Below are 5,727 nucleotides of genomic sequence, written 5' to 3' on the forward strand. Positions count from 1 at the left end.
CAGATCCAGATCCCGTGAACCAGATCCAGCTCGATCCCCGACTCGGCCGGTCCGCGATCCGCGCTTACCACGCGGAGCACGGGATCGTGACGGAGGCGTGGAGCCCGCTGGGCGCCGGCACCGGGCTGCTCGACGAACCGGTGATCGCGCGGATCGCCGCCGCGCACGAGCGCACCCCCGCGCAGGTCGTCCTGCGCTGGCACATCGAGCTGGGCATCGTGGTGGTGCCGAAGTCGGCCAGCCCCAGGCGCCTGGCGGAGAACATCGACGTCTTCGACTTCACGCTCTCCGCCGAGGAGATCGCCGCGATCTCCGGACTGGACCGGGGCGCCGCGGGGGAGGTGGACGCCCTCGACTCCGACGTGTTCGGGCACTGAGTCCCTGGGAGCTCGGGGTCCAGGGACACTCGGGACAAAATAACGTTCCCATTTCCCATTTCCCTTATGAGGTCATGTCCCGGCGCCAGAAGAGGACGACAGCGACCAGCACCATCGCGGTGCAGTAGACCAGCCCGCGCAGCAGCGCGTCGGCGTAGGGCGTGGCGACGGCGGAGCCACCGGTGGTGATCGCCTCCATCAGCTGTACCGGCAGCCAGGCCCGGGCGGGACCGTAGATGCGCGTGACCAGCATCTCCACCGGCAGCGCGTAGGCGACCGCGACCGCGATCGCCGCGGCGGGCGCGCGGAAGACGATCGCGGCCAGGGCGCCGAGCGCGGCGTAGCCGAGCGATCCAGCGCACAGGTTGACGAAGCTCTTGCCCAGTTCGGCCAGCCCCGCCGCGCTGCTCCAGGCGGCCGTCGACACCCCCTTCAGCGGCGCGAGCGCGAAGGACAACGCGACCGAGACCACGGTCGCCACGGTGATGACGAGGACCACGAACGCCGCCAGAGCCAGCAGTTTGCCGGCGAGAAGCCGGAGCCGGTGCGGCTGGGCGACGAGCTGGTTGCGCAGGGTCCCGTGCGCATGGTCGCCGGCGAGCGACGCGGCGACGACGGACAGGGCCACCACGCCGAGCAGGATGCTGACCGCCTGCACCCCCTGCACGACGCCGTTCGCGGCGGACAGCCCGCTGGCCGTGACGGGGTCGCCATCGAAGTCGTTGTGCCCCACCGAGACGAAGGTCAGAACGGTGCCGAGCAGGGCCGAGGCGATGACCGCCCCCAGCGTCCCGAGCAGGAACCGGGTCCGCAACAGCGGCACCCATTCGGCGCGGAAAGCCGTGATCATGTGGCACCTGCACGGCTCTGGGCCGGGTCGAGCCCGGCTCCCACGGGGGGCACGCTGCCGTCCGGGGTGTTCTCGGAACGAATGAGGTCGCCGTCGATCTCGCCGGTGACGCGCAGGAAGGTCTCCTCCAGGTTCGGCCGATGGGTGCGCAGCGAGCGCAGGGTGATGCCGGCGCGCATCGCCAGTCGGTTGAGGTCCGCGGCCACCCCCTCGCGGGCATGGGCGGTCACCACCGGATGGCGTTCGCCGACTCCCGCGTCGCACGACGGCCCGGGGCAGAGGTCCATCTCGACCCGAAGGCCGGTCTCGCCGAGGAGCCCGGCCAGGCGGCGGGCGTCGTCGTCCCGCTCGGGCACCATGAGGATCCGGGGATCCTCGGCGGCGAGCAGGTCGGTGACGTGCCCCTGGAACAGCATCCGCCCGCCGTTGATCATCACCAGATGATCGCAGATCTGCTCGACCTCGGTCAGCAGATGGCTCGACATGAAGACCGTCATGCCGGTGCCGGCCAGCTGGCCCAGCAGCGCGCGGATCTCCCGGATGCCCGCCGGGTCGAGGCCGTTCGTCGGCTCGTCCAGGATGAGCAGGCTGGGATCGGGCAGCAGAGCGGCGGCGATGCCCAGGCGCTGCTTCATCCCGAGGGAGTAGGCGGTGAACCGGTCGTCGGCCCGCTCGGTCAGGCCCACCTGTGCGAGGACTTCCCCGACCCGCCGCGCGCGATCGGCGCGGCGCCGCCCGCCGATCCCACGCAGCAGGGCGAGCTGGTCCAGATTGCGCCGGCCGGACAGCCCGGGATGGAACGTCGGGCCTTCGATCATCGCCCCGACCCGGCCCAGGTAGCGGGCCGGATGGGAGATCGGCGCGCCCAGCACGTACCCCTGGCCCGCCGTGGGGCGGATCAACCCCAGCAGCATGCGCAGCGTGCTGGACTTCCCGGCCCCGTTCGGGCCGACGAAACCGGACAGCGTCCCGCGCGGCACCTGGAGGTCGAGATGGTCCACCGCCACCCGATCGCCGTACCGCTTGCCGAGCCCGCGGGTCCAGATCGCCGCCTCGGCCGGGCCCTCGGGCGACCGCCCGGCCGGCCGCGGGGGCCGCGCCGCACCGTGGGGGCGACCAGCCACGTTCGATGCGTGCGTCGGTTCGGTGACCGAACCCGAAGTCATCGTCTGACAGCCTCCCAGATCATGCATTCAACTCCCGGAGATCGGTCGATCCGTCACCCTCCACCGTGACTCCGTCATCCACCGTGCTCTATGGGGAGTCGTGCCCGCGGAGGCCGTCGTGGTCGACCAAAGGCGCGGCCGCTGGCGGGACCGGCACCGGGACGGGGGCCGATCGAACTCCCGTGCCTCCCGGCGGTACGCACTGGGCGCCGTCGGCGCCGGGCACCGCAGTGGCCGGACCAGTCCCCGGCTCGGGATCCCGGCTCGGATCCGCCGTGCTCAGCAGGCCTAACGAGTGGACCACGGGCACCGTTCCAGCTCCCGGCACTCCGGAGCGCTCGGTGCCGTGGGAATCCGGAGGTTTCCGCCTTGTCCGAAAGAGTGGCAACGTGCCGCTATGTTTACTCATTTCCAACACGTCATCAAACAAGCACTGTGAAAGTCTGGGGCTAGACTGGGACTGGAGTAGGTCCGCGCCGCCGCCGAGGTTCGCGATCGTTCGGCGCAGCACATTGAGTGCGGCGCTCATCGTTCCATCCGTGAGATGGGGTAGCTGTCGTACGAGCCTCCCCGGGGGACCCCGCACGTCACCCGACACAACCGGCGCCCGACGGCTGGACGACAATCTGCACATGGGCGAGACGGCTGGCCTTCGGCGCGGCATCCGGGTGCTGACGTTGCTCGCCAGCATCTCGATCATCGTGATGCTGGTGTTGGCCGTGGTCTCCGCCCTGCGGTCACGTCATGCCGCGACGGAGCGGAGCAGGCATCTGGACCCGGCGGCGACTACCACCGCGATTCTCCTGGCCGACTTCGTCGACCAGGAGAATGCTCTGCGTGGCTACATCATCACCCGGGGCCGGGGTTTCCTTGTCTCCTACGACGAGTCCGCCAGCTCCATCCCGGTCCTGATGGCACAGCTGGACGCGTTGCTGGCCGACTTCCCCGTGCCGCGCGCGCAGCACGGGGAAGTCGGCCGGGCGTACCGGGACTGGCGTCGCGAGGTTGTCCAGCCGGAACTGGCCGCGATGACGAGGGGAGACACCGCCGCTGCCCGGAATATCGTGCGCACCAACGCGCGCCAGGACTTCGACCTGCTGCGCCGCGAGGTCGCGGAGCTCGCCGTGGCGATCGACCGCGAGCAGGTCGAGGCGTCCGGGCGGGTGGAGAGTGCCTCCGTGCTGCTGCTGAGCTCGCTGGCCAGTGCGATGTTCGTCATCCTCGGGTTCCTGCTGACCATTATGATCATCTCGCGCCGATGGCTGCTCCGCCCGATCGGAGCGTTGCAGCGATCCGTCAACGCGGTGGCCGCCGGTCGCTACGACACCCGGATCCCCTCCGTCGGCCCCAAGGAGATCGTGGAGCTGGCCGCCGACGTCGAGACGATGCGCGCCCAGCTGGTGCGGCTCGTCCGCCAGAACGAGCGGTCGTGGGAGGCTCTGGCCCAGCAGGGACCCGCCGTGATCGCGCTGCGGGACGCGCTCACGCCCTCGCTCCTGCGGGCCCGCGGCCTGGTCCTGCACGGCCGGGTCGATCCGGCCGAGGGCGAACTGGCGGGGGACTGGTACGACGCCTTCGAGCTGCCCGACGGGCGGGTCGCCGTCGTGGTCGGTGACGTCTCCGGTCATGGAGCCGCGGCCGGGGTCTTCGCGTTGCGGCTCAAGCAACTGCTTGACGCGGCTCTGTCGACGGAGATCGATCCCGGTCGGGCCCTGGAGTGGACGGTGGACAACCTCGGTGAGATCGAGGAGATGTTCGCGACCGCGATCATCGCCGTCGTCGACCCGCGGACCGGGGACCTGTCCTACGTCAACGCCGGTCATCCCGACACGCTCCTGCTGCGCCGGGCGGTGCCCGGGAACATGGCCTCGGCGGGCGAGCCGCCCGTGGGCGAGCTGTCCGCGGGCGCGGGGTGGGTGGGTGCGGTGTCGGTGGGTGCGGTGTCGGTGGGCGAGCTGCCCACAGGCAAGGTACCCGCGGCCGCGGTGCTTCCCGGCGGGGCATCCTCACGCGAGGTACCCGCTCCGACCGCTCACCTGGTTGGCCCCCGCGATCCCGCCCGGCCGGGAGGCGGCCCCGGTGACGGGGTGGGCGGATCCGCCATGGCGGCTGCTGTTGGACCCGCGCATGCTGTCGGATCGGCCCGCGGGTCGGGGGATGGGGCGAACGGTGCCGGCCCCGAGCCCGGGCGGGTGCCGGGACCCGGTTCCATCGTCGGCTCCGGGCTGGGAACGGCGCAGGTCGTTCGGCTGCCTCCGACGGGCCCGTTGATGTCGAGCCTGCTCGCGGAGCCCGGGGCGTGGGGAATCCAGACGCTGCGGCTCGAACCGGGCGACGTGCTCTTCGCCTACACCGACGGACTGGTGGAGGCGCGTGACGAGGCCGGGCGGCAGTTCGGGCTGCACCGGCTGATCGCCGAGATCCTCCGTGATCCCACGCGCACGCCGGTGGCGCTGCTCGACGACGCCTTCGACGCGGTTCGCCGATACGCGCCCGGGCGGCAGGGCGACGACCGTACGGCGATCATTCTCGCCCGCACCGCCCAGTGTGGCTCCACGATCGCGCCCGGAGAGCCATAGCGGCGACATCGGCGTGGTTGCCGGCCATTTCGGGTAGAAGACGCTCATGAACGACGAGTCCGGCTTGGACCGGCCCACCCGCTCGACCCGGTCTCCGCGATCTCTGCGGTCTCTGCGGTCCCGGCTCAGCCCACTGCGGTTGATCGCCGTCGTCGCTACCGTCGCCGCCATCGTGCTCGTCCTCGCCGGCATCGCCCTGGTGGCGGGATGGCGGCCGAGCCTGCCGAACCCGTTCGAGGAGAGGACGGTCGACCGCAGTTCCCCGGCGGTACTGCGCTCCCTGGAAGAGCTGAGCGACCATCACGCCGCCAGCGCCCACTTCGAGGTGGTGGTCGACCTCGAGAAGGACAGCAAGTGGATCCCTGATGCGCTGCGCGGCGAGCGCACCCTGTTCGTCGGGGTCGGCACCGTCGACTCGGTGATCAACTTTGGTGCGCTCGGCAAGGACGCGGTCACCGTCTCCCCGGACCGTCGTGCGGTCACCATCGAGCTGCCGAACCCGACGCTGTCCAGGCCCGAGCTGGATCTTGACCACAGCTACGTGGTGGCCCGCCAGCGCGGCGCGCTGAACCGCGTCGGCGGGTTGTTCGGTGGGGTCGGCAGCGACCAGGAGCTCTACCGGGCCGCGTCGGCGCGGATGACCGACGCGGCGAGGACGGATGGCCAGGTGCTCGACCTGGGCAGGAAGAACACCACCGCCATGCTGCGCGGTCTACTCGGCGCGCTGGGTTTCACCGACGTCAGGGTGACCTACG

Annotated in this window: 5 protein-coding genes; 3 read left to right on the forward strand and 2 right to left on the reverse strand. The window is 71.1% G+C overall.

Features of this window, described 5'->3' with window-relative positions; all coding sequences use genetic code 11:
• Positions 1-377, forward strand: a 377-nt coding sequence (locus AC08OU_RS21935; RefSeq protein WP_476605678.1) for an aldo/keto reductase, incomplete at its 5' end; no start/stop codon positions are given.
• Between the two features lie 64 nt (positions 378-441).
• On the opposite strand, the gene AC08OU_RS21940 is transcribed toward AC08OU_RS21935, so the two are convergent.
• On the reverse strand, positions 442-1,227 hold the full coding sequence (locus AC08OU_RS21940) for an ABC transporter permease subunit (RefSeq protein ID WP_462188479.1): 786 nt from the start codon (positions 1,225-1,227) through the stop codon (positions 442-444).
• Positions 1,224-2,393 carry an ABC transporter ATP-binding protein gene (locus AC08OU_RS21945; RefSeq protein ID WP_476593534.1) on the reverse strand — a complete coding sequence of 390 codons (1,170 nt, stop codon included), beginning with the start codon at positions 2,391-2,393 and terminating at the stop codon, positions 1,224-1,226. The genes AC08OU_RS21940 and AC08OU_RS21945 overlap by 4 nt, the downstream gene beginning before the upstream one ends.
• A 632-nt stretch (positions 2,394-3,025) precedes the next feature.
• Between AC08OU_RS21945 and AC08OU_RS21950 the strand changes: the two genes are divergently transcribed.
• The gene (locus AC08OU_RS21950; protein WP_476602299.1) at positions 3,026-4,972 is read left to right on the forward strand and encodes a PP2C family protein-serine/threonine phosphatase; all 1,947 of its coding nucleotides are present in this window, start codon (positions 3,026-3,028) and stop codon (positions 4,970-4,972) included.
• A 46-nt stretch (positions 4,973-5,018) separates the two neighbouring features.
• The coding region (locus tag AC08OU_RS21955; protein WP_476605679.1) for a DUF4230 domain-containing protein at positions 5,019-5,727 on the forward strand (709 nt) is incomplete at its 3' end.

Source organism: Frankia sp. CcMO1 (assembly GCF_977945845.1).